This window comes from Streptomyces sp. NPDC001714, from assembly GCF_042892755.1.
Classification (GTDB): domain Bacteria; phylum Actinomycetota; class Actinomycetes; order Streptomycetales; family Streptomycetaceae; genus Streptomyces.
Genome location: NZ_JBIAUL010000014.1, coordinates 279,427 through 301,415 on the forward strand (window position 1 = coordinate 279,427; position 21,989 = coordinate 301,415).

The following is a 21,989-nucleotide window of genomic DNA, read 5'->3' on the forward strand; positions in this document are numbered from 1 at the left end:
ACTTCTGCTTACTCACGGAGCACACGTGTGTACTTCGCATGACCACCCTCAGGGCGAGGCCGCGCAGGCCGGAGCCGGACGCCGCAGTTTCCTCCGGGCGACCGCGCTCCTCGGCGCCGCCACCACCGCCGGGGTCGCGCTGCCCACCGTCGCCGAGGCGTCCTCCGGCTCCGGCCGGCGGCCCGACCCGGAGAGCCGGCGCTTCACCCTCGCGGTGATGCCCGACACCCAGTACCTCTTCGACGGGCCGAGCATCAACCCGGCGCCCATCGAGGCCTCGCTGCGCTACCTCCTCGAGCACGGCGGCGAATCCGACGACAACATCGTCTTCCTGTCCCACCTCGGCGACCTCACCCAGAACGGTGCGGCGGAGGAGTTCGCCGCGATCAGCAAGGCGTTCGGGATCCTCGACCGGCGCGGGGTCGGCTACAGCGTGCTGGCCGGCAACCACGACATCAGGTCGTCCACGGACGACCAGCGCGGTGCCACGCCGTACCTGGACGCCTTCGGGCCGCAGCGCTTCGCGGACAAGCCGACGTTCGGCGGGGCCTCCGCGGACGGCTACAACACCTACCACCTGTTCAAGGCGGCCGGGCGCGAGTGGCTCGTCCTGGCCCTGGACTGGCGGCTGTCGGCCAAGGGGTACGCCTGGGCGAAGGACGTCATCGCCGCGCACCCGAAGGCGCCGGTCATCCTCACCACGCACGAACTGGTCGTGGACGACGACGAGTTGTCGTCGTACGGGCAGCAGCTGTGGGACCAGCTGGTCGACGAGCACGACCAGATCTTCCTCACCCTCAACGGCCACTACTGGCCGGCCCGCCGCGCGACCCGCAAGAACGCGGCCGGCAACGACGTGCACCTGCACCTGACGAACTACCAGAACCGGTACTTCGGCGGCGCGGCGATGATCCGCCTCTACCACTTCGACCTGGACCGCGACGTCATCGACGTGGAGACGGTCTCGCCGTGGATCCTCGGCCGGGCCAAGAAGGGCCTGAACGAGCTGGAGCGGCAGGAGATGGAGCTCAGCGGTGACGGGGACCGCTTCTCCGTCGACATCGACTTCGCGGACCGCTTCGCCGGCTTCGACCCGGTGCCGGTCCGCCCGGCGCGGCCCGCCTCGCAGTTGCTGGTCCGGGGCACCGCCGCCTACTGGCGGTTCGACTCGGCGGTCTCCGGCACGGTCCGTGACCTGTCCGGCAACGGCAACGACCTCACCGTGGTGTCGGTGGGCGGCGGCACCCTCGGCTGGTCGGCGGACCACCACCCGGACCAGCCGGGCCACGGCAGCCTGGAGTTCACCGGCTTCAAGTCACCGCTGAAGGGCGCCTACCTGCGCACCGTCGACGGCGCACCGCTCAACTCGGCGACCTTCGAGGACGGTTACACCATCGAGGCGTTCTACCGGCTGCCCGCGGACTGGAACTCCTCGCACAACGCCTGGTCCGGGCTGGTCAGCCGCACCGGCCGCAACGGCTCGGTCGGCACCGTCACCGACGACCCGGACGAGCCGCTCGCCACGCTCTCCCTCTCCGACGGCCCCGGCCCGCAGTGGGCCGTCCACCCGCTCAACCAGCAGCAGCTGGCCACCAACTGGGGCGACGAGACCGACCCGGAGATCTGGTGGCACGTCGCCGTCGTCAACGACGGCAAGCACACCACGATGTACGTGCAGGGCTGCCCGGTGGCCCGCAACCCGCACGCCGCCGCGGTCGGCATCGCCTCGTCCGGGAAGCCCTGGCTGCTCGGCGGCTACGAGTACGCGGACAAGATCGACCAGATCCTGTACGGCCGCCTCGGCGACGTCCGGATCGTCTCCCGGGCCCTGCCCGTCTCCTCCTTCATGACCGCCTGACCCCCGTTACGAGGATCATCTTCATGACCGAGCAGCAGCTGCCCACCTGGGCCGACCCTGCCGTCTCCCCCGCCGACCTGGACGCCCAGGGCATGTCCCGGCGCGGACTCCTGCGCCGCGCGGGCCTGTTCGGCGCCGCGTTCGCGCTCGGGTCGGCGGCGACCCCCGCGTCCGCCGCGTCCGGCCGGGGCCTGGGCGGCGAGGACCCCCGTCTCGCCTACCTGGTCGGCGACCACCACGTCCACTCCGTGTACAGCCACGACGCCAAGTACACGTTCTCCCAGCAGGCCCAGGCAGCCGCCGAGTACGGCCTGGACTGGATGGTGTTCAACGAGCACTCCAACTTCGGGCACGCCTACTACGGCGCGAAGTCGGAGCACTCGGAGATCCTCAAGGCGCGTGCCGAGAACCCCCGCCAGCTGATCTTCCAGGGCCTGGAGTGGTACATCCCGGCCGCCGAGCACTGCACGGTGTTCGCCGCGCCAGGACCGCACGAGACCGATCTGCTCACGCAGTTCGAGCTGGCCTACGACGGCAAGCTCCTGGGCTACACCGAGGGATCGGCGGGTGCGGCCGACACCGCCCGCAACGAGGCGCACGCCGTCAAGGCCATCCAGTGGCTGGCCGAGCAGCGCCGCGCCGGCTACGTCGACGACGTCCTCGTCCTCGCCAACCACCCGCTGCGGCTCGGCATCGACTCCCCGCACGAGATGCGCAACTGGCGGGACGCGGCTTCCGAGATCATGATCGGCATGGAGGGCGCGCCCGGCGCCCAGGGTGCCGCCATCCCGGGCTGGCGCGGTGCCACCTCGATCCGCGGCGAGTACGAGAACAAGCCCTCCGCCCAGTCCTGGGCGGGCTACCCGGCCGACGCGTACCTCACCTACGGCGGCTTCGACTGGGCGACGGCCACGGTCGGCGGCCTCTGGGACGCGATGCTGTCGGAGGGGCGCCTCTTCACGATCACCACGAACTCCGACAACCACCGCACGGTCTTCGACACCTGGAGGAACGGCGACTGGCCGGCCGGGCAGAACTTCGACAACACCGGCAAGCTGCCCGACCCGGTGAACACCGACACCCCGCAGCCCGGCAGCGACTTCTGGCCGGGCGAGTTCAGCCGTACGCACGTCGGCGTCACCCGGTACGGCTACCGTGCGGTGATGGCTGGCCTGCGCGCGGGCCGGGTCTGGCTGGACCACGGGCACCTGCTGGACGGCCTCGACGTCCGGCTGAAGCGGGACTGCGACCACGGCGCCGGTGTCACGCTGGGTGGACGGCTGCGCGTCCGCAAGGGCGAGCGGATCACCCTGAACGTGACGGTGACGAGCGCGTCACGGGTCAACGCACAGGGCATCCTGCCCCAGTTGGCGCACGTCGACCTCATCCGGGGCGCGGTGCGCGGCCCGGTGACCGACCGCGACACCTGGCAGGCGCCCGACACCAAGGTCGTCCGGACGAAGGACGTCTCCGGCCGCAAGGGCACCTACACCCTGCGCATCCCCATCACCGCGGGCGACGAGTCGTTCTACGTCCGGCTGCGCGGCAGCGACGGCAAACGCAACGGAACGGGCTACCTGGGCGCGGCGATCGACCCGCACGGCCCGATCCCGCACGAGCCGGGCAACGGCGACCCGTGGGCGGACACGTGGTTCTACTCGAACCCGATCTTCGTGGACGTGGTGAGCTGAGCACCCGGTTCGGCTGCGGGCCGGTGGGGGCTGGTCGCGCAGTTCCCCGCGCCCCTTACGGGGCACGTTCTGGCTGCGGTCAGTCGTGCCCCACCGGCCCGCGGCACTACGCGTAGAACCGCGACAGGCTCTGCAGTACGGCGGCGGGCTTGGCCCCGCCCTCGATCTCGATCGTCCCGTCGACGGCGATCTGCACACCGCCCGGCACGTCCTCGACCTCCGCCAGCCTCGCGGTCAGCCGGATCCGCGAGCCCACCTTCACCGGCGCGGGGAAACGCACCTTGTTGAGGCCGTAGTTGACCTTCGTGGTGACGCCCTGGACGTCGAGCAGCTCGGTGAACAGGGGGATGAACAACGACAGGGTGAGGTAGCCGTGGGCGATCGGGGCACCGAAGGGGCCCGCGGCCGCCCGCTCGGGGTCGACGTGGATCCACTGGTGGTCGCCGGTGGCGTCGGCGAAGGTGTCGATGCGGTCCTGGGTGACCTCGATCCAGGCGCTGGTGCCCAGGTCGCTGCCCGCGAGCTTCTTCAGTTCGTCGAGGCCGTTGACCGTGACGCTCATGTCGTTTTCCTTACTGGGAGTCGGAGCCGTAGCGCTTGCGCACCCGGGCCTTGAGGAGCTTGCCGGAGGCGGTGCGCGGGAGTTCGTCGGCGAGCACCACCGACTTGGGGAGCTTGTACTTGGCGAGCCGCCCGGAGAGTGAGGCGAGCACCTCGTCGGGGTCGAGGACGGCACCCTCGCGGGGCACGACCACGGCGCGCGGCACCTCGCCCCACTTGTCGTCCGGAACGCCGATGACCGCGCACTCGACGATGTCGGGGTGGGTGAGGAGCAGGTCCTCGATCTCGGCGGGGTAGACGTTCTCACCACCGGAGATGATCATGTCCTTGAGGCGGTCGACGATGAAGACGTAGCCGTCCTCGTCGACCGTGGCCGCGTCCCCGCTGCGGAACCAGCCGTCCGCGAAGGAGGCCGCGGTCTCCTCGGGCAGACCCCAGTAGCCGGGCATGACATGGGGTCCGCGGACCATGACCTCGCCGGGCTCGCCGACGTCCACCGGGGTCAGGTCGGGCCGCACCACCCGTACGTCGCTGAAGAAGTGCGGCACGCCCGCCGAGCCCGCCTTGCTGGTCGCGTGCTCGGCGTCCAGGAAGAGGGTGCCGGGCGAGGCCTCCGTCATGCCGTAGCCCTGGAGGAACGTCAGGCCTCTCTCCTGGTACCTGGCGATCAGCGGGGTCGGGACCGGGGAGCCGCCGCAGGTGAGGATGCGCAGGGACGAGAGGTCGGCGTCCGGCCAGCGGGGGTGGCGGGCCACCTGGTCGAACATGGTGGGGACCCCGAACATGAAGGTGATCCGGTGCTGTTCGATCAGGACGAGGGTCGCGGCCGGGTCGAAGGACTCCACCAGGACGCAGGTCCCGCCCTTGAGGAGGACCGGGAGGGCGAGCATGTTGAGGCCCGCCGTGTGGAACAGCGGGGCCGAGACCAGGGCGCGTTCGTCGGCGATCAGGTCGGTGTCGACCAGGACGTTGAACGCGTTCCAGGTCAGGTTGGCGTGCGTGAGCATCGCGCCCTTGGGGCGGCCGGTCGTTCCCGAGGTGTACATGATGATGCAGGTGTCGTCGGGGGCGACCGGTTCGTCGATCGGGTCGTCGGCCGCGGCTGCCAGCAACTCCTCGTACTCCGGGCCGACTTCGACGTACGTCCGGACGTCGGTGGTGCCGGGCAGGCCCGCGACCAGACCGGCGTGGGAGGGGCCGTAGAGGAGGGCCTTGGCGCCGGAGTCGCCGAGCTGGTAGGCGATCTCGGGGCCGGCCAGGCGGGTGTTGAGCGGGACGAAGACGGCGCCGAGGGTGCCCGCCGCGAACAGGGTCTCCAGGTAGGCGGGGTGGTTGGGGCCCAGGTACGCGATGCGGTCGCCGCGGCGGATGCCCAGGGCGCGCAGGGCGTGGGCCAGGCGGGTGGTGCGTGCGTGCAGGGCGCGGTAGTCGGTCGACTGCCCACCGGACACCAGTGCCGTGCGGTGCGGGGTCTTGCGGGCCCGGCGTGCGGGCCACGATCCCAGTCCCTCGTTGCGCATCTGCGGCCCCTTATGGCTTGGTCAGCCCGAGCAGGCGGGCGGCGTTCTCCTTGAGGATCTTCGGCCGGACCTCGTCCTTGATCGGCAGCTTCGCGAAGTCGGCGAGCCACCGGTCGGGGGTGAGGACGGGGAAGTCGGAGCCGAACAGCACCTTGTCCCTGAGCAGCGTGTTGGCGTACTGCACCAGCTGCGGCGGGAAGTACTTGGGCGACCAGCCGGACAGGTCGATGTGGACGCCCGGCTTGTGGGTGGCGACGGCGAGGGCCTCGTCCTGCCAGGGGAAGGACGGGTGCGCCAGGATGATCTTCAGGTGCGGGAAGTCCGCCGCCACGTCGTCCACGTGCAGCGGGTTGCTGTACTTCAGCCGGATCCCGCCGCCGCCCGGGACACCGGCGCCGATACCGGTCTGCCCGGTGTGGAAGAGGGCGATGGTGCCGGTCTCCTCGATCACCTCGTAGAGCCCGTAGGCCACCGCGCGGTCGTTCGGGAAGAAGCCCTGGATGCTGGGGTGGAACTTGAAGCCCTTCACCCCGTACTCCTCGACCAGGCGGCGGGCCTGCCTGATGCCCGCCCGGCCGCGGAAGGGGTCGACGGAGGCGAAGGGGATCAGGACGTCGGAGTTGGCGGCCGCGGCCTCGGCGACCTCCTCGTTGGGGACGGGCGCGGTGCCGGTGGCGGACTCGGCGTCCACCGTGAAGATCACGGCGGCCATGTTCCGTTCCCGGTAGTAGGCCGCGGTCTCCTCGATCGTCGGCTTCCGCTTGCCCTCGACCTTGAAGTAGGCGGCGGAGGCGTCGTGCAGGTCGTCGTCGAGGGAGGAGTGTCCCCGGGAGGAGACCTCGGCGTGCGTGTGGACGTCGATCGCGGTGAGGGATGCCAGGTCCATCACGCCTCCGGAAGCTTGGGCGCCGGGATGCCGACCGTCTGGAGTTCGGCGCCGACCGAGGTGGGGAAGGCGTCGGCCAGGGTGTCCGGGGTCCAGCCGCCGTCGGCGTAGGCCGCCCTGATCTCCTGCGGATGCGACCAGAGTGCCACCTTGTCCCCGCCGATGCCGATGGCCTGGCCGGTGATCGAGCGGGCGGCCTCGGAGGCCAGGAAGGGGACGAGGGCCGCGCAGTCCTCGGGGGTGCCGAAGCCCTCGCCCTTGCGCAGGAAGCCCGGGAGCGGCTCGCCGTTCCTCATGGCCTCGATGTACGGGGCGAAGGCGGGGATGGTCTCGGTCATCGCGGTGGCGGCCACCGGGACGATCGCGTTGACGGTGATGCCCGCCCGGCCCAGCTCCATGGACCAGGTGCGGGCCATGGCGGCGATGCCGGCCTTGGCGGCGGCGTAGTTGGTCTGGCCGAAGTTGCCGCGCTGGCCGGCCGGGGAGCCGACCAGGATCAGGGTGCCGCCCTCGCCCTGCTCGCGCATCCGGACGGCGGCGGCGCGGGCGCAGGTGAAGGTGCCCTTGAGGTGGGTGGTGACGACCGCGTCGAAGTCGTCGTCGGTCATCTTCCACAGCACCTTGTCGCGCAGGATGCCCGCGTTGGTGACCAGGATGTCGAGCCGGCCGAACTCCTGGACCGCCCTGTTCACGAGGCGTTCCGCGGCCTCGGCGGTGCCGACCGGGACCACCTCGGCGACGGCGGTGCCGCCGGCCGCGGTGATGGACTTCACGGCCTGCTCGGCGACGGTCTCGTCGACGTCGTTGACGACCACCGAGGCGCCGTGGGCGGCCAGGGCGTGGGCATAGGCGAGGCCGAGGCCCCGGCCGCTTCCGGTGACGACGGCGGCCTTGCCGGTGAGATCGATGGTGGGCACGGTCGGTCCCTTCACAGACGACGGCGGCGGCCCGGAGGCCACCTGCGGCTTTCGAGATCGAAGCTAAGAGCAATAATTGTTGTCGTCAATAGTTGTTGTCATCTCATGGGTGCCTCATGCTGGAATCCGTGCGAAAGACCGCCCCGCCGCCGGGGCCCGGACCTGGGAGACGCCATCACCCGCCAGCACACCGAGAACCCGACCTCGATCGACGCGGACGAGCCGTGGATGCGCGGGCTGCACGCGGACACGGGCTACCTGCTGTACCGCCTGGGGCTGCGCTCGGGGCAGGTCTTCAACACGTTCCTGCAGGAGTCGGGGCTGCGGCTGCGCCACTACGCGGTGCTGCGGTTCCTCGCCGGCTCGGAGGGCTCGCTCCAGCGGGAGCTGAGCACCCGGCTCGGCTACGACCCGAGCGCGATCGTCGGCCTGGTCGACGACCTGGAGAAGCTGGGCTTCGCCGAGCGGCGCCCCTCCCCCGACGACCGCCGCAGCCGGATCGTGGTGCTCACCGAGACCGGCCGGGCGTTCCTGCGGGACACCGACGAGGCCGGCCAGCGGGTGACGAACGAGCTGCTGGACCCGCTGGACCCCGCCGAGCGGGCGACGCTCCACACCCTGCTGCTGCGCGTCGCCGACCGGCCATGACCGCCACCGTCCGCTCCGCGCCCGACCGGCTGCTCGCGGTGCTGGCCGCCTTCGACCACGGACATCCGGCGCTGAGCCTGACGGACATCAGCCGCCGGGCCGGGCTCACCCTCACCACCGCGCACCGCCTGGTCGGCGCGCTCACCGCGTGGGGCGCGCTGGAACGGGACGCGGACGGCCTCTACCACGTGGGGCTGCGGCTCTGGGAACTGGCCGCGCTGGCGCCGCGCGGCCTGGCGCTGCGCCAGATCGCGCTGCCGTACCTGGAGGACCTGTACGAAGCGACGCACGAGAACGTGCAGTTGGCGGTGCGGGACGGGTCGGACGTCGTGTACATCGAGTGGCTGTCGGGGCGGTCGGCGGTGGGCGTGCACATCCGGGTCGGGGCCCGCTGGCCGTTGCACGCGACCGGGGTGGGGCTCGCCCTGCTCGCGCACGAGCCGCCCGGCTTCCAACAGGACTACTGTGCAGGCCCGTTGACGTCCTTCACGCCGTACACCGTCACGGATCCAGCCCGGTTGCGGCGCTCCCTGGCCGAAGTCCGGCGCACGGGTGCCGCGGTGAGCAGCCGTCAGGTCACCGACGACGCGCTGTCGGTGGCGGCTCCGGTGCGCGGGGCGACGGGGCAGGTGGTGGCGGCCGTCTCGGTGGTGGTGCCCGAGGCCGACGCCCAGGTGCCGGTGCTGGTCCCGGCGGTGCGGCTGGCGGCCCGCGGGATCTCCCGGGCGCTGGGCTGGCAACCGGACCGGACGACGGGCCAGGCCGTGTAGCGTGTCCGGGTGACGGCGAGCGAGATGTACCGGGAGCTGGGCGAGGCCGCCTGGACGTGGGTGCTGGGGCAGGTACGGCAGGACGAGGGTCCGTGGCTGCCGGAAGAGGTGCCGGAGGACGGCCCTGACCCGGTCCCCGGGGAGGACCGCGACTCGCTGTACGCGGGGATCGCCGGACTCGCCCCGGTGCTGGCGGAGATCGCCCGGTACCGGCCGCTGAGCGGGCCGGAACGAGCCCTGGCCGCCGGGATCGTGCACCGCCTGTCGGCGCAGGCACCCGTCGTGACCGAGCCCTCGCTCTACCTCGGCCTGGCGGGCCACGCCACGGCGCTGCGGTTGCTCGAACCGGGCAGTGAGGCGGTCGTGCTGCGGCGGCTCGCCGAACTCGCGACCCCCGACGGCTGGCGGACCACGACCTCGTTCGTGCCGGATTCCGACGCGCCCCTGACCGACATCATCATGGGCGTCGCGGGCGTGGTCATGACGGCGGTCTGGGCGGGCGGCGAGTACGCGGAGCCGATCGCGACGACCGGCGGCGAGGCGCTGCTGCGGATGGCGGACCGCACAGCGGCGGGCCTGGACTGGGGGATCTCGCCGAGCAGCGAGTCGCGGTCCCCGAACTACTCGCACGGCGCCGCCGGGGTGGGCGCCGCCCTGGCCGTGGCGGGCGTGGCGGCGCACCGCGAGGACTTCGTCGCGGCCGCCGCGGACGCGGCCCGCCATGTCCTGTCCATGGGCTCGCTCGCGGACGGCGGCTTCGTCGTCCCGCACACGATCCCGCCGTCGAGGCGGGAGGTGGAACCGGTGACGTACACCTGGTGCCACGGCCCGGCGGGCACCTCGCACCTGTTCACGGCGCTCGCCCACGCGGGCGTCACCGAGGTGGCGGGGCATGACGTCGGAGAGCTGCGGCAGCGCTGCCTGACCTCGATCCTCACCTCGGGGCTGCCGGAGCGGCTGCGCCCCGGATTCTGGGACAACGACGGCCGCTGCTGCGGGACGGCGGGCGTCGGGGACGTCCTCCTCGACGCGGCGCAGGACTGCGCGGGGACACCACGGGCGGACACTCTGGTGAGCGCCGCGCTGCGGATGGGCGACGCGCTGGTGGAGCGGGCGGTCAGGGACGGGGACGGGGCCCGCTGGCGCTTCGTGGAGTACCGCATCGCCACCCCGCTGCTGCCGCCGGGCACGTCGTGGATGCAGGGTGCGGCCGGCATCGCCGCGTACCTGCTGCGCCTCGCCCGGTACCTCGACACCGGTCCGGACGCTCCGGTCGTGGACCGTCCGGACCAGTGGTGGGCGGTGCCCGCACGGGTGCGCGCCGGACAGTCGTCGTGACAGGCCTTGCGCGGCGGCCCGTTGAGGCGTGGGATCAGCCGGCCGTCGCCGTCGCCGTCGCCGTGTAGGTCACCTCGTCGTCCCCGTGGTGGGCGGTGCCCCGGCAGGTGAACGTCGTCGCGGTGGAGACCTGGGGGGCGGGTGACGCGCCAGCGGACCGTGAAGCGTTCGCCGGCGTCCAGGCGGGGCGCGGTGCCCGCGTCCTCGGCGTGGGCGGTCCAGCCGGTCGGGGTGTCGAGGGTGAGCCGGGCGACGTCCCAGGAGCGCGCCGAGCCGCTGGCGAACGTGGCGGTGACCGTGAACTCCGCTCCCCAGCCGCGGACTTCGAGGGTCACGCCGAAGGGCTTGCGCGGGTACACCGGCGCCCACGAGGCGTGCATCGGCTTCACCAGCGCGCCCGCCCGGGCCGGCCGGGCAGCGGCGAGGTCGTGCTCCTCGCCGGGGTCCCGGGCGAGGTCGTACAGCTCCAGGTCCCACTGGTCGTCCGGGGCACGGCGGCTCCGGCCGGGCGCGAACCGGCTCGCCTTGAGGTCGCCGTGCCGCAGCGCCTCGGCGAGCCGGTCGCCACGGCCCCGGTCGGCGGCGTTCCGGCGGGCGGTGACGCCGTCGTGGTTGCGGTAGAAGTACAGGCTGTCGTGGCGGGCGGCGTCGGCGGAGCCGCGCAGGAGCGGCGTGACGGACAGGCCGTCGACGTCTGCGGGGGCGGGCGCGCCCGCGAGGCCGGCGAGGGTGGGCAGCAGGTCGGTGAGCGGGGTGGGCCAATCCGGGGAGCTCCCGCCGTAACAGCTCACCGCCCTGGTCCGCCGGATCCCCCGGCCGCTCAGGAGGTCAGCCCCGCACGCAGCCGCAGGTCGCGCGGGGCACGGGTGCGGTCGAGGCGGGCGTCGAGCAGTTGCCGGGCCGCCTCGCAACGGCCGTCCGACACCAGGGCGTACAGCAGGGTCTCCTCCACGACCTCCCGTTGGGCGGCGCTGCCGCCGACCCGGCGCAGCACCGGCAGCAGCGCGTCGAGTCCCCGGGCCGCCTCCTGGAAGCGCTCCTCGACGAGTGCCGCGAACGCCTCGCACAGCGGGGCGACCACCTCGCGCTGCACCTCGTCGGCGCCGGCTGCGTGATCGCGCAGCCGGCGCAGCGCGGCCAGGTCGCCGGCGGCGGTGAGGGCGACGGCCGCGTGCAGGGCGGTGAACGCGGTCTGCGGCCGCTCCAGTACGTCGCGTTCCACCGCCTCCAGCACCCCCGCGACCGGGAGGTCGCCCTGCCAGCTGTCGCTCACCCGGGCCCGCCACAGCAGCGACCCGGAGTCGACCAGGGCCCGTACCCCGTTCACCACCCGGCCCGGCGCGAGCTGCGCGAACCACCGCCTGCGGACGGCGGCCGGGTCGTCGAGGGCGAGTTCGTGCAGGGCGATGTGCCAGGAGAAGTGCGCCCGGTGCACCGCCCCCCGGCCCCGCCCGGACACCCAGCCGTCGAGCCAGTCCCGGCCCGCCTCGTGCGCGCCGGACTCGTAGTGGACGTGGGCCAGGGCGTGCACCGCGTGCCCGGAGGCGGGCTCGGCGGCCAGTGCGCGGTGGGCCAGTTCGCCCGCCTCGTGCAGCCGCCCCTGCTCCTGGCGCAGGAAGGCCAGCAGCGAGGTGTGGAACCAGTGGCCGTCGTAGGCCGGCGAGGTCAGGTCGAGCAGCCGCAGGGCGTCGTCGTCCTGCAGGTCGCTGACCCCGGAGAACGCGATGGTCGGCACGGCTGCCGCGAGCGCCAGCGCGTCCGACCGGTGCTCCCGCAGATGCCGTACGAGCGCCTCGTCGCCGTCGTCACCGGTGATCCGGCGGGTGATCACGTCCACGAAGGACCGCTCGCGCGCGTCCGCGCGTTCGCGGGCGCTGCGCTGGGCGTCGGCGAGGGCGCGCGGCACGTCGACGGCGGCGGCGCACTCGTGGCCCAGCAGGGCGAGAGTCGCGTGGCCGAGCGCGAAACCGGGGTCGAGGGCGACCGCCCGGGCGAAGGCGTCCTCGGCGCCGGAGCGCACCTTGAGGACCCGGTCCAGGCCGCTGCGGTAGGCGGCGGCCGCCTCGGCGTGGGTGGACAGGGGCAGCCCCTGGCTGTCGGCCGGCCGCCGCGAGCCCCGCCGGCGCTCCGGGAGCGGCACCAGCCGCTGGGCCAGCTCGGCCGCCTGGACGCGGATCTCGGGGATCGCCGTGGTTTCCCACAACTCGCCCCGGCGCGGGGCACCGAGGGTGAACAGGGGGCCGGCGACGCGGCCTCGGGCATCGGCGAGCTGTCCGTCGCGGGTGGCCACGCCCATGCCCAGTGGGCCGGGGACGGCCAGACCGGCGGTGAACAGGGCCTGCCACAGCGGCGTGTCGGGACGGCGGCCCGGACCGGTGCAGTCGACCACCCAGCCGACGCGCAGCACCTGCCCGTTGGACAGCTCGACGACGACGGAACCGGCTGCGGCGTCCGTGGCGCGCACCACCGTTCCGGTGTGCACGTGCAGGCGCCGCGCGGTGCGGGCGCGGGAGACGTGTTCGGCGGTGGCCGGGGCCATGCGGTGGCGGTGGGTGTTCCACAGGGCGCCTTCGCGGGCCAGGAACTCCTCGCGCTCCTCGGGGGTGAGGCTGCGCCACAGCCGGGCGGTGTGCGGGCGGAGGCTGTCCAGGCCGGGGCGCCAGTCGCCGTGGGTGCGCACGGAGCGGCTCACATGGCGGTAGACCGCGCGCCGGAGCCGGCCGAGCGAGGTGTCGTCGAGGCCGTCGGGGGCGGGCATGGCGCCGGCCGGGCCGAGGGCGTGCGGCTGGGGCAGCAGTCCGCTGCGGGAGAGCGCGTGCACGGTGCGGCCGGGACGGTCGAGGGTGAGGGCGAGGTCGACGGCGGTCAGGCCGGTGCCCACCAGGAGGACGTCGTCGGGGCTGTCCCGTACGGGGTCCAGGGCTTCCGGTGCCCACGGGGTGGCGACGAACCGGGGCGAGGCGCGCAGGGCGGCCGGGGCCCAGCCGGCGGTGGCTCCGGCGGGGCCGGTGGCCAGGACCGCGCTGTCCACCGCCAGGGGTCCCCCGTCGGCGAGGTGGAGTGCCACCCGGCCGTCGGGGGTGCCGGTACAGCTCTCCGCGAGGGTGCGCAGCCGGCGTACCGCGACCGTGCCGTGGGCGCGGACGACGGCCTGGCCGAGGATGTCGGCGAGGTAGGCGCCGTAGCGGTAGCGGGTGGCGAAGTCGGCGCCGGTGACGGCGGGTTCGCCGTGCCGGCAGAGCCAGCGGACGAAGTGGCCGGGGTCGTCCGGGTAGGCGCTCATGTTGCCGGCGGGCACGTTGAGCCGGTGCCGGGGGTCGCGGGTGGCGTAGGCGGTGCCCCTGCCCGCCTCCGGGGCCGGGTCGATCAGGACGAGGTCGAGCGGAGTCCGGCGGCGGTGCGCCGTCTCGCAGAGCTGGACGGCGGTGAGGGTGCCCGCCGCGCCTGCTCCCACGATGGCCACGGTGTGCCGCTTGCGGACGTCGGTCACGGAATACCTCCGGCGGGGTCGGCTTTACTGCTTCTTCACTATTCCGATCGGGTAGGTGGGGAAGCCAGGCCGGGATGGTGATCTCACCGGAAACTCAGGCCGCCGGTCGGGCGTTCATACTCTGTTCACGAACGGAGGGCAGGACAACCCGGGTTCCGGCCGACTCGCCCCGGTCCGCCGGGGACCGACCGTGACTGCGCAGGGTGATCTTCCCGCTCCTCATCGGAATCTCAGCGAGCACCCCCGCGATTCAAAGGAACCACCCATACAACCGGCGCAGGATGCCCTGACACAAGTGGGCAAGTCAGGAAGGCGTGTCGTGGGCGTCCAGCACATATCGAACGAGTCCGGACGGCAGTCGGGGAGGTGGTCCCGGCGTGGGATCCTCGCCGCTCTCGGCGCGGTGCCCGCGGGGGCCGCGCTGGCCGGATGCGGTTCCTCCGCGGACGCCTCGGCGGGCTCCGCCGGCAAGGGTGCCACGGCCTCCGCGAAGTCCGCGACCAAGAAGGCGACGATCACGGTCACGCCCGTCTCCGGCACCAAGAAGGCCGACTTCACCACCCCGGTCGAGGTCACGGTGACCGACGGCACGCTGGTCTCCGTGACCGTCGCGGGCAACGACGGGTCGACGCTGTCGGGCACCTTCAACGACGCGAGGACGAAGTGGACGTCGGCGAAGAACCCGTACTCCGGCACGAAGTACACGGTGACGGCGAAGGCGCAGGGCGCGACCGACGAGACGGTGGCCACCTTCACCACCAAGGCCCCCGGCGAGACGTTCGTCGGCTACTTCACGCCCGAGGCGGACTCCACCTCCGGGGTCGGCATGCCGGTGTCGATCAACTTCACGCACGCGGTCGCGGACCGGGCGGCGGTGCAGAGGGCGATCACCGTGACCGCCGAGCCGGAGGTCGAGATCGTCGGGCACTGGTTCAGCGACACCCGGCTCGACTTCCGTCCGGAGACCTACTGGGCGTCCGGCACCAAGATCACCCTCAGTCTGCGGCTGAAGGACGTCGAAGGCTCTGACGGCGTCTACGGCGTGCAGTCGAAGGACGTCACCTTCCACATCGGCCGCGAACAGATCTCCACCGTCGACCTGTCGACCAAGCAGATGGTGGTGAAGCGGGACGGTGCCACGTACGCCACGTACCCGGTCTCCGGCGGGAACGCCCAGCACACCACCTGGTCCGGGATCATGGTGATCAGCGAGCGGTTCAAGCAGACCCGGATGGAGTCCTCCACGGTCGGCCTCGGCGACGAGTACGACATCTCCGACGTCCCGCACGCCCAGCGCCTGACCACCTCCGGCACCTTCGTGCACGGCAACTACTGGGCGTCCACCTCGGTCTTCGGCCACGAGAACACCAGCCACGGCTGTGTCGGCCTGCACGACGCCAAGGGCGCGAGCGACTCCTCGGTGGACGGCTACAAGTTCTACGAGAGCTCGATCCTCGGCGACGTGGTGATCGTCAAGAACTCCGGCGAGAAGACCGTCGAGGCCTCCAACGGCCTGAACGGCTGGAACCTGTCCTGGGCGGACTGGAAGGCCGGCAGCGCGGTCTAGCGAGCGCCCGGCTTCACAGCGTGAACTCCCTTGAGAAACAAGGAGATTCTTTGTTTTAACTCTTGACGGCCGCAGGCACGGAGAGCACATTGGGCCCACTTTGAGAGCGCTCTCAACCACGTCTCAGCCACTCCCGGCGCTCTCGAAGACACACCCGCGCACCCCTCCGTACCCGAGAGGCACCCCCATGAGTGAAACCTCCGGTATACCCCCCGCGGACCACAGACGGCGGCGTTCCTTCCGCCGCGCCCTCCTCGCCGCGCTCGCCACCATGGGCCTGGCGGTCGCGGGCGCCACGACCGCCACCCTGCCCGCCAACGCCTCGGCTCCCTCCGTCCCGTCCGGCTGGAGCCAGGTCTTCCTCGACGACTTCAACGGCACCGCCGGCACCGGCGTCAACACCTCCAACTGGCAGTACGACACCGGGACTTCCTATCCCGGAGGTGCCGCCAACTGGGGCACCGGCGAGGTCGAGACGATGACGTCGTCCACCACCAACGTCGCCCTGGACGGCAGCGGCAACCTGAAGATCACGCCGGTCCGCGACTCGTCCGGCAACTGGACGTCGGGCCGGATCGAGACCACGCGCACCGACTTCCAGCCCCCGGCCGGCGGCAAGCTGCGCGTCGAGGCCCGCATCCAGATGCCGAACGTCACCGGCACGGCCGCCTACGGCTACTGGCCCGCGTTCTGGATGCTGGGCGCGCCCTACCGGGGCAACTACCAGAACTGGCCGAGCGTCGGCGAGCTGGACATCATGGAGAACGTGCAGGGCCTGAACAAGGTCTGGGCGACCATGCACTGCGGCACCAACCCGGGCGGCCCCTGCAACGAGACGACGGGCCTGGGCAATTCGACCGCCTGCCCCAACACCACCTGCCAGTCCGGCTTCCACACCTACACGATGGAGTGGGACCGCTCGGTGAGCCCCGAGGCGATCCGCTTCTACGTCGACGGCGTCAACTACCAGACGGTGACGTCCAGTCAGGTCGACGCCACCACCTGGGCGAACGCCACTCAGCACGGTTTCTTCGTCATCCTGAACGTGGCGATGGGCGGCGGCTTCCCGGACGCGTTCGGCGGCGGTCCGACCAGCGCCACCGAGTCCGGCCACCCGATGGTCGTCGACTACGTCCAGGTCCTGCAGGCCGGTGGGAGCGGTACCACCACCCCGCCGACCGGCAACCGGGACGCGTACAGCGCCATCCAGGCCGAGTCCTACGACAGCCAGTCCGGAGTCACCGCCGAGACCACCACCGACACCGGCGGCGGCCAGGACATCGGCTACGTCGCCAACGGCGACTGGGCGCTCTACAAGGGCGTCAACTTCGGCTCCACGGCGGCCACCCAGTTCTACGCGCGGGTGGCGAGCGGCGCGGCCTCCGGGGTGAGCGGCCTGGTCCAGGTCCGGCTCGACAGCCCCTCCAACTCCCCCATCGGCAGCTTCTCGGTCGCCAACACCGGCGGCTGGCAGACCTGGACGACGGTCCCGGCCAACATCAGCTCGGTGACGGGCACCCACGACGTCTACCTGACCTTCAGCAGCGGCCAGTCGGCGGACTTCGTGAACCTGAACTGGTTCGACTTCGGCCACTGACACGGGAGTCGGGCACACGGCGCCGGAGGGACGCCGAGCCGAAGCACGACAGTCGTCACTGAGGCGGGCTTGCTGTCACCGGGTTTTGTTCCGGTGACGGCAGGCCCGTGAGCCGCGTGTCCCGTCGCGCCCTGGCCGGCAGATTCGCAGTGCTTCGCATCCGCGGTAGCCGATTCACATTGGATCTTGCTTCGATCGTGGGGTTGGGGTCCTTGCGCGATCCACAGTGCGTGGTCGTGGAGTTGGTGTCAGCCGGCCGGGTCGTCGGAGATGGCCTGCTTGAAATCGGGGCACTCGACCAGGGGGGAACGGGTGCAGACGGCGGCGTGGCGGAGACTGTCGCGCATACGGGTGAGCCGGTCGATCTCGGCGTCCAACTGCTCGGCCTTGGCCGCCAAGTGGACGCGCAGTTCGGTGTCGTCGGGGGTTGCGGTCACGAACCGGGCGATCTCGGCGAGGGTGAAACCCGCGGCACGGGCACACGCGACCAGGGACAGGCGGGCCAGCACCTCGGAGCGGAAGGTGCGGCGCAGTCCGTTGCGGCCCTCGGAGGCGATGAGGCCCCGCCGTTCGTAGTAACGCAGCGCCGACGGCGCCAGTCCGGACCGTTCGGCCACCTCGGCGATATCGAGCAGGGTCACGAAACCGCTCCTTGACTTGAACTTCGCTTCAAGTCGGAGCATAAGCCCATGACCGACACGACAGCACCACTCGGCTCCCCGCACCCGCAGGTCCAGGCCTACCTGGACCGCCTGGCCGCCGCGAACGTCGGCGAGTTGCACACCTTCACCCCTGAGCAGGCCCGACAGGGCTGGCGTCGGCAGATCGCCCTCCTGGGCGAGCCGGAACCCATTGCGGCGGTCGAGGACCGACGGATCGCCACCCAAGCCGGTCCGATCCCGGTGCGCGTCTACACTCCCAGCGGCACCGGCCCCTTCCCTGTGCTGGTGTACTTCCACGGCGGCGGTTTCCTCATGGGCGACCTGGACACCCATGACGGCCTGTGCCGCAGCCTGGCCAACGGCGCGACCTGTGTCGTGGTCTCGGTGGAATACCCGCTGGCTCCCGAGCACAAGTTCCCCGCCGCACCCGAGGCCTGCCTCGCCGCCACGGTCTGGGTTGCCGAGCACGCGGGCGATGTCGGTGGAGACCCTGCGCGGATCGCGGTTGGCGGCGACAGCGCGGGCGGGAACCTGGCGGCCGTCGTCGCACGGCTCGCACGCGACCTCGGCGGACCGGCACTGGTCTTCCAGCTGCTGATCTATCCGGACGTCGACTTCCGCAGGACCAACCACAGCATCCAGGCCTTCGCAGGGAGATTCGGCAACGTCAGCCGCGCCGCCCAGCACTGGTTCATGGACAACTACCTCACCGACAAACAGGACAAGCTCGACCCCCGCGTCTCCCCGCTGCTGGCGTCCGACCTGACCGGTCTACCGCCGGCGCTGATCGTCACCGCCGAGTTCGACGCGCTGCGCGACGAGGGCGAGGAGTACGGGCGGCGTCTGGAGAAGGCGGGCGTCCCGGTGACGGTGTCCCGGTATCCGGGGATGATCCACGAGTTCGTCCGCCACCCGTTCGACGACAGCGGAAAAGCCCGGCGTGAGGCGGCCCTCGCGCTGGCGACGGTGTTCACCCGGTGACGGTGGGCGGTGCCGAAACCCTCTGATCTGCTGCTCAAAGGCACCCGGTCTGCACGGGAACCGCGGCGATGAGCTCCTGCCGGGTCGATGCTCTGGGCATTCACCCGGACAGCCCAACGAGGCGTCCCGGCACCGGGAAACGGCGGAGTACTCCCAGCTGCCGGGACCACAACAGGTGCAGCAACTGGGCCCGGCGAGTGGCTCGCAGCCCGTCGCCGCCGCAAGCTCCCCGAACGACCGCCCGCCGTGCCGCTGGTCCCGGCGCCAGGTGAAGTGACGCATCGGATCACTCGACAGCACCGGCTGCTGCACGAGTTCCTGCACCGAGGAGAAACTGCCGTCCCCGTCGGCCCGCCACGAGACCGTCTTGTCAGCGCAGCTCCGCCCGGAACGCCACCGGAGTCTGGCCCGTGTGCAGGTGGAAGAACTTGGAGAAGTTCGCCGCGTCCGGGAAGCCGACCGCCGCGCCGACCCGGCCGATCGGGAGGTCCGTGTGGGCCAGGAGACGCTTGGCCTCCAGGACGACCCGTTTGTCGATGAAGCCCTTGGGGGTCTCGCCGGTCGCCGCGCGGACCGCGCGGACCAGGGTGCGGCGGGAGTAACCGAGGGAGTCGGCGTAGGCGCTGACGCTGTGGTTGGTGGCGAAGTCCTTCTCGACCGCGTCCCTGAACAGGGTGAAGGTCGTATCGGCCTGGCGGCGGGCCGCCTCCGCCGAGCTGGCCGCGAGGTGGGCGAGGCGGAGGAGAAACGCCGTCAGGGAGTGCCGTAGCACCGAGGTGTGCAGGCTCAGGGGGAGGGTCTCGGTGTCCTCGTACTCGCGTTGCAGGTGGGCGAGCGACGCCTGGAGCGCGGCCAGTTGCAGGGCGTCGGGGCGGAGCAGGGGCGGCAGGTCGTAGCGGTAGAGGCCGGTCGCCTCGACGGTGGCCCTGGGCAGGAAGCCGGGCTGCATGGTCAGCACGGTTCCGCGGTACTCGCAGGTCCGCGAGAAGCGGTGCACCTGGCCCGGGCGGATCCAGAGCAGGTCGCCGGCCCGGGCCTCGTACCCGGCGAAGTCGATCATGTGGCGGACCGGGCCCTCGGTGAAGAGCATGACCACGTGGAAGTCGATGCGGTGGACGCGCTCCAGCGGGGCGTCGGCGTGCCACCGGCGTTCGGTCCCCATCGGGCCGACCTGGATGCCGACGCCGCCGACGCTCAGATCCACCGGAAAGGGGAAGGTTCTGATCCCGTCACCGTCACCTGCCCCGTTGGGCGTTCTGTCCGTCATGTCCTTCTCGTGCCGTCCCTGTCGAAGATCCGTGTCCCACTTTCACCACAGGCTGACACACCCCGACCTTCCCTCCCAAAAGTCAGACTTTTACTTTTGAACGCGTCAGGCCAGCCAGAACGCTTCGAACGAGGACTTCTTGAAGATGAGCACGCAGACATCAGCAGGCTTCGACGACGGCTTCGAGTGGACCGACCTCGACCGGCGTGCCGTGGACACCGCGCGCATCCTCGCGGCCGACGCCGTGCAGCAGGTCGGCAACGGGCACCCCGGCACCGCGATGAGCCTGGCCCCGGCCGCGTACACGATCTTTCAGAAGGTGATGCGGCACGACCCGGCCGATCCCGAGTGGACCGGCCGGGACCGTTTCGTCCTCTCCCCCGGGCACACCTCGCTCACCCTCTACACCCAGCTGTTCCTCGCCGGGTACGAACTGGAGCTGGAGGACCTCAAGGCCTTCCGGACGCACGGCTCGAAGACGCCGGGCCACCCGGAGTACGGCCACACCGCCGGCGTCGAGACCACCACCGGCCCCCTCGGCCAGGGCGTCGCCAACGCCGTCGGCATGGCCATGGCCGCCCGCTACGAGCGCGGCCTCTTCGACCCGGAGGCCCCCGAGGGCACCTCCCCCTTCGACCACACCATCTGGGCGATCGTCTCCGACGGCGACCTGGAGGAGGGCGTCTCCGCCGAGGCCTCCTCGCTGGCCGGCCACCAGAAGCTCGGCAACCTGGTCTTCGTCTACGACGACAACCACATCTCCATCGAGGGCGACACCGCGACCGCGTTCTCCGAGGACGTCCTCAAGCGGTACGAGGCCTACGGCTGGCACACCCAGCGCATCGAGCCCACCGCCGAGGGCGACGTCGACGTGCACGCCCTGTACGCGGCCCTGAAGGCGGCCCAGGCCGAGACCGGGCGGCCTTCGATCATCGCGATGCGGACGATCATCGCCTGGCCCGCCCCGAACGCGCGGAACACCGAGGCCTCGCACGGCTCCGCGCTCGGCGCCGACGAGGTCGCCGCCACCAAGCGCCTCCTCGGCTTCGACCCGGAGCAGAGCTTCCAGGTCGACGCCGACGTCCTGGCCCACACCCACCGGGCCCTGGACCGGGGCGCCGAGGCCCACGCGGCCTGGGACAAGCGCATCGCCGAGTGGCGCACCGGAAACGCGGAGCACGCGCAGCTCTTCGACCGGGTCGTCGCCGGCCAGCTCCCCGAGGGCTGGGAGGCCGAGATCCCCGTCTTCGAGGAGGGCAAGGCGGTCGCCACCCGTGCCGCCTCCGGCAAGGTGCTCCAGGCGCTCGGCGCGGTGCTGCCCGAACTGTGGGGCGGCTCCGCCGACCTCGCGGGCTCGAACAACACCACCATCGACAAGAAGTCCTCCTTCCTGCCCGAGGGCAACCCGCTGCCCGAGGCGAACCCGTACGGCCGTACCGTCCACTTCGGCATCCGCGAGTTCTCGATGGCCGCCGAGATGAACGGCATCGCCCTGCACGGCAACACCCGCATCTACGGCGGCACCTTCCTGGTGTTCTCCGACTACATGCGCAACGCCGTCCGCATGTCGGCGCTCATGCAGCTCCCGGTGACCTACGTCTGGACGCACGACTCCATCGGCCTCGGCGAGGACGGCCCGACCCACCAGCCGGTCGAGCACCTGGCCGCGCTGCGCGCCATCCCGGGCCTGAACGTCGTCCGCCCGGCCGACGCCAACGAGACCGCGGCGGCCTGGGCCGAGATCCTGAAGAGGCACGCCACGCACCCCGCCCCGCACGGGCTCGCGCTGACCCGCCAGGGCGTGCCGACGTACGCGCCGAACCCGGACGCGGCCAAGGGCGGCTACGTGCTGCGCGAGTCGTCGACCGAGACCCCGGAGGTGGTCCTGATCGCCACCGGTTCCGAGGTGCACCTCGCCGTCGAGGCGCGTGACCTCCTGGAGGCCGAGGGGATCGGCACCCGGGTGGTGTCGATGCCGTCCGTGGAGTGGTTCGAGGAGCAGCCCCGCGAGTACCGCGAGAGCGTGCTGCCGCCGGCCGTGAAGGCGCGGGTCGCCGTGGAGGCCGGGATCGGCCTGACCTGGTACCGCTTCGTGGGCGACGCCGGACGGATCGTCTCCCTGGAGCACTTCGGCGCCTCCGCCGACGCCAAGACCCTGTTCGCCGAGTTCGGCTTCACCGCCGAACACGTGGCCGCGGCGGCCCGCGAGTCGCTCACGGCCGCCCGTACCGCCTGA

16 protein-coding genes and 1 pseudogene are annotated in these 21,989 nt (G+C 71.9%); 9 read left to right on the plus strand and 8 right to left on the minus strand.

Features of this window, described 5'->3' with window-relative positions:
• Positions 1-25: 25 nt before the first annotated feature.
• Together ACFY0P_RS33275 and ACFY0P_RS33280 are read left to right on the plus strand one after the other, a co-directional pair.
• Positions 26-1,858: a LamG-like jellyroll fold domain-containing protein gene (locus ACFY0P_RS33275; protein WP_388921476.1), complete on the plus strand. Its 1,833-nt coding sequence runs from the start codon at positions 26-28 to the stop codon at positions 1,856-1,858.
• Positions 1,859-1,881: 23 nt separating this feature from the next.
• Positions 1,882-3,549, plus strand: coding sequence for a PHP domain-containing protein (locus ACFY0P_RS33280; protein ID WP_388921479.1), 1,668 nt, complete (start codon positions 1,882-1,884; stop codon positions 3,547-3,549).
• A gap of 106 nt (positions 3,550-3,655) precedes the next feature.
• On the opposite strand, the gene ACFY0P_RS33285 is transcribed toward ACFY0P_RS33280, so the two are convergent.
• Genes ACFY0P_RS33285 through ACFY0P_RS33300 form a run of 4 tightly spaced genes read right to left on the minus strand, consistent with a single transcriptional unit; the run spans position 3,656 to position 7,433 of the window.
• Positions 3,656-4,111, minus strand: a complete 456-nt coding sequence (locus ACFY0P_RS33285; RefSeq protein ID WP_388921482.1) for a MaoC family dehydratase — start codon at positions 4,109-4,111, stop codon at positions 3,656-3,658.
• Between the two features lie 10 nt (positions 4,112-4,121).
• On the minus strand, positions 4,122-5,630 hold the full coding sequence (locus tag ACFY0P_RS33290; RefSeq protein ID WP_388921485.1) for a long-chain fatty acid--CoA ligase: 1,509 nt from the start codon (positions 5,628-5,630) through the stop codon (positions 4,122-4,124).
• A gap of 10 nt (positions 5,631-5,640) precedes the next feature.
• A complete protein-coding gene (locus tag ACFY0P_RS33295; RefSeq protein WP_388921488.1) occupies positions 5,641-6,516 on the minus strand; it encodes an amidohydrolase family protein in 876 nt (291 codons plus the stop codon).
• Entirely contained in the window at positions 6,516-7,433 is a 918-nt protein-coding gene (locus ACFY0P_RS33300) for an SDR family NAD(P)-dependent oxidoreductase (protein ID WP_388921491.1), read from the minus strand. Before ACFY0P_RS33300 ends, ACFY0P_RS33295 begins: the two co-directional genes overlap by 1 nt.
• Before the next feature lie 228 nt (positions 7,434-7,661).
• Between ACFY0P_RS33300 and ACFY0P_RS33305 the strand changes: the two genes are divergently transcribed.
• Genes ACFY0P_RS33305 through ACFY0P_RS33315 form a run of 3 tightly spaced genes read left to right on the plus strand, consistent with a single transcriptional unit; the run spans position 7,662 to position 10,189 of the window.
• Entirely contained in the window at positions 7,662-8,081 is a 420-nt protein-coding gene (locus tag ACFY0P_RS33305) for a MarR family winged helix-turn-helix transcriptional regulator (RefSeq protein ID WP_388921691.1), read from the plus strand.
• A complete protein-coding gene (locus tag ACFY0P_RS33310) occupies positions 8,078-8,851 on the plus strand; it encodes an IclR family transcriptional regulator (RefSeq protein ID WP_388921494.1) in 774 nt (257 codons plus the stop codon). The genes ACFY0P_RS33305 and ACFY0P_RS33310 overlap by 4 nt, the downstream gene beginning before the upstream one ends.
• Positions 8,852-8,860: 9 nt before the next feature.
• Complete coding sequence (locus tag ACFY0P_RS33315; RefSeq protein WP_388921497.1) at positions 8,861-10,189, plus strand: lanthionine synthetase LanC family protein; 1,329 nt, start codon at positions 8,861-8,863, stop codon at positions 10,187-10,189.
• A 188-nt stretch (positions 10,190-10,377) separates the two neighbouring features.
• On the opposite strand, the pseudogene ACFY0P_RS33320 reads toward ACFY0P_RS33315, so the two are convergent.
• Positions 10,378-10,569, minus strand: a pseudogene (locus tag ACFY0P_RS33320) (Tat pathway signal sequence domain protein); the annotation flags it as partial.
• A gap of 440 nt (positions 10,570-11,009) precedes the next feature.
• The gene (locus tag ACFY0P_RS33325) at positions 11,010-13,679 is read right to left on the minus strand and encodes an FAD/NAD(P)-binding protein (RefSeq protein ID WP_388921500.1); all 2,670 of its coding nucleotides are present in this window, start codon (positions 13,677-13,679) and stop codon (positions 11,010-11,012) included.
• A gap of 319 nt (positions 13,680-13,998) precedes the next feature.
• Here ACFY0P_RS33325 and ACFY0P_RS33330 point away from each other — a divergent pair, with 319 nt between their 5' ends.
• Together ACFY0P_RS33330 and ACFY0P_RS33335 are read left to right on the plus strand one after the other, a co-directional pair.
• Positions 13,999-15,246, plus strand: coding sequence for an Ig-like domain-containing protein (locus ACFY0P_RS33330; protein ID WP_388921503.1), 1,248 nt, complete (start codon positions 13,999-14,001; stop codon positions 15,244-15,246).
• A gap of 187 nt (positions 15,247-15,433) precedes the next feature.
• Positions 15,434-16,843, plus strand: a complete 1,410-nt coding sequence (locus ACFY0P_RS33335) for a glycoside hydrolase family 16 protein (protein WP_388921506.1) — start codon at positions 15,434-15,436, stop codon at positions 16,841-16,843.
• A 248-nt stretch (positions 16,844-17,091) separates the two neighbouring features.
• Here ACFY0P_RS33335 and ACFY0P_RS33340 read toward each other — a convergent pair whose 3' ends face one another.
• On the minus strand, positions 17,092-17,484 hold the full coding sequence (locus ACFY0P_RS33340) for a MerR family transcriptional regulator (protein WP_388921509.1): 393 nt from the start codon (positions 17,482-17,484) through the stop codon (positions 17,092-17,094).
• 48 nt (positions 17,485-17,532) lie between these two features.
• On the opposite strand from ACFY0P_RS33340, the gene ACFY0P_RS33345 reads away from it, so the two are divergent.
• Positions 17,533-18,486 (plus strand): alpha/beta hydrolase, encoded by a 954-nt coding sequence (locus ACFY0P_RS33345; RefSeq protein ID WP_388921512.1) that lies wholly within the window; start codon positions 17,533-17,535, stop codon positions 18,484-18,486.
• 370 nt (positions 18,487-18,856) lie between these two features.
• Here ACFY0P_RS33345 and ACFY0P_RS33350 read toward each other — a convergent pair whose 3' ends face one another.
• On the minus strand, positions 18,857-19,753 hold the full coding sequence (locus ACFY0P_RS33350; RefSeq protein ID WP_388921515.1) for a helix-turn-helix domain-containing protein: 897 nt from the start codon (positions 19,751-19,753) through the stop codon (positions 18,857-18,859).
• Between the two features lie 145 nt (positions 19,754-19,898).
• Between ACFY0P_RS33350 and tkt the strand changes: the two genes are divergently transcribed.
• Positions 19,899-21,989, plus strand: a complete 2,091-nt coding sequence (gene tkt / locus ACFY0P_RS33355; RefSeq protein ID WP_388921518.1) for a transketolase — start codon at positions 19,899-19,901, stop codon at positions 21,987-21,989.